Origin of the sequence: Pseudorhodobacter sp., assembly GCF_030452865.1 — a bacterium.
In the GTDB taxonomy this organism is placed as follows: domain Bacteria; phylum Pseudomonadota; class Alphaproteobacteria; order Rhodobacterales; family Rhodobacteraceae; genus Pseudorhodobacter.
Genome location: NZ_JAKDLJ010000498.1, coordinates 1 through 2,279 on the forward strand (window position 1 = coordinate 1; position 2,279 = coordinate 2,279).

The 2,279-nt window shown below is 58.9% G+C and carries 2 protein-coding genes and 1 pseudogene; all 3 read left to right on the plus strand.

Annotated features, from left to right (window positions below; all coding sequences use genetic code 11):
• Nucleotides 1-920: MATE family efflux transporter (locus L0H65_RS18605; protein WP_301460691.1), on the plus strand; the 920-nt coding region annotated here is incomplete at its 5' end.
• A 160-nt stretch (nucleotides 921-1,080) separates the two neighbouring features.
• On the plus strand, nucleotides 1,081-1,353 hold the full coding sequence (locus L0H65_RS18610; RefSeq protein WP_301460692.1) for a DUF6538 domain-containing protein: 273 nt from the start codon (nucleotides 1,081-1,083) through the stop codon (nucleotides 1,351-1,353).
• A gap of 74 nt (nucleotides 1,354-1,427) precedes the next feature.
• A pseudogene (locus tag L0H65_RS18615) lies at nucleotides 1,428-2,279 on the plus strand (hypothetical protein); the annotation flags it as partial.

The window sequence follows — 2,279 nt, forward strand, 5'->3', positions numbered from 1 at the left end:
ACGGCGTGTTGCAGGCGCGCGGCGACACCAAATCGCTGCAACGCGCGCTGGTGGTGGCGTTTTTTGCCAATGTGGTATTGAATCCCTTGTTCATTTACGGAGTGCCCGGCCTTATCCCCGGCATGGGGTTCAACGGCATCGCGGCCTCTACGGTGGTCAGCCAGACCGGCGTGATGGTTTATATCCTGTACCAACTTTTTGGTCGGCAGATCATGCAGAACCTGTCGCTGGCGGAATTCATGCCGGATCTGGCGGCTTACCGCGTGATCTTGCGGCAGATGCTGCCGACCAGCCTGTCGGTAGCAGTTATGTTCATGACCGGCTTCGTGATCCAGTTTTACCTGAAGGAATTTGGTGGATCGGCCGTCGCAGGTTACGGCATCGCCCTGCGGGTGGAGCAGATTGTCCTGCTGCCGGTCCTGGGGATGACGGGCGCGCTGCTGCCCATCGCCGCGCAAAATTTTGGCGCTGACGCATCGGAACGGGTGCGGGAGTCGGTGCTGTTTTGCTGGAAACTGGGGTTCGCCATGATGGCCGTTGCCTGTCCGCTGCTGTGGTTTGGGGCGGAATGGGCGATGGGGCTGTTTACCGATGATGCGGATGTGATCCGTATCGGGGTCAGCTATCTGCATGTCGATGGGTTTGTGTTGCCATTCTATATGATGCTGTTTTCAATAAACTCTTTCCTGCAAGCGATGCAAAAGCCGATCTGGACCCTGTGGATCGGCATTTACCGCCAAGGGATCGCGGTGGCGCTGTTCGTCTGGATCTTTGTTCGGGTTTTTGGCTTTGACCAATGGGGGGTCTGGTACGGGACGGCAATGGCGGTTATTTCCGGTTGGATCTTTGCGATGCTGGTGGCTGAAGGCGTGGCGCGGCAAACCGTGGGGAGTTTGTGGAGAACCAGGCACGCACCCTGACAAGGTGGAGTTTGCGGCAAGGTTGCAGCCTCCGGCGGGGATAGCCGGAGGTAGATGGCCGGGATATCCATTTGAAATCATGTGGTTGTACCGTTCCAGCTCCGGTGTGTCGCACATTGGGTCCGATGACTACGGCCATTCGCCTCACATGGGGGCCATCATGGGCGCGCATCTTCATCTCTTCCGTTGGGGCAATGTCTTCTACTGGCGCCGCCGGATCCCGGGGTTTTCCCCAGAAAAATGCATGATCCAGCTTTCTTTGCGCACCGGAGAGCGGCGTGAAGCCTATATGCTTGCCAGAGAACTGACCGCCGCAAGTGATCGCATGTATGATGATATGTCCCGCAATCTGGTATCGATTCCGGATGCCCGCGCCTTCCTGAGCCACTCATCAACGTCGAACTGGCCCGGATGCGCGGAATTGATCTGGTGACACAGATGGACGCTATGGGCACCTCTGAGAGTGCCCGCCGCGCCGATTGGGCTACAGCGCAAGCATGGAAGTTGATGGCTGAACACGGACCGCGCGCCGAGATCGACCAGACAGCACGCGCGCGGCTTCGCGGCGAGGGGGCATCGGAAAAGGATCTGGCATCGCTGGAAGGCTGCCTAGACATTTATGTGCGGGATAGGCTGTCAGAAGCGCGTATGAACCGGATCGGTGCGGAATTCAGGCAGATCACAGACCGGCAGAATACATTGGGCGCGGTTCAGCATTTCTATCTGCGCCGCCTTCTGATTGAAGGCAAAGCGGCGGCAAAGGGGCAACGTGGCAGCGCCGTGTTCGGGATGGAGGGCGAGATCGCGCGCGGTCTTCCGGAGCAACTGGCTAGTGATTTGGCAGTGAGCGCCCGCGCAGCTTGGTCCGGGACGGCGGTTGCCATGCCGCCTGCGCCAACAATTTCTGACGCCAGTTTGAGCCGAGAGCCGGGCGCTATCCAACCCTACGCTCCCATCCCGAGCATTGCCGCAATGCCGCAGGCCGAGATATACGACCCCTTCATCATGGCCACGGTCGCGCGGCTGAATAAGGCGAAAATGCTGCAGCAGCGAAAGGAGACCGGCAAGGATCACGTTCCCGAAACGATGGCCAAACTCCGGCGTGTTACCGCCAAACTGTTTATCCTGATCACCGGTATCGACGATCTCCGTCAGGTTCGGCAGGCACATATTTCCAAGTTTCGGGACATGCTGCATCAACTGCGCAAAAGATGGGGAAAAGGCCCGAACGATGGCATGATGCCTTGGGCGTCGGTGATGGCGCATGCCAAAACCCTGCCCCCCGCGCAAGTCGGGTTGGCGATCGGCACCATCAACCGACATCTGGATGTGCTCGGCCAGATCCTTGCACGGGCCAAA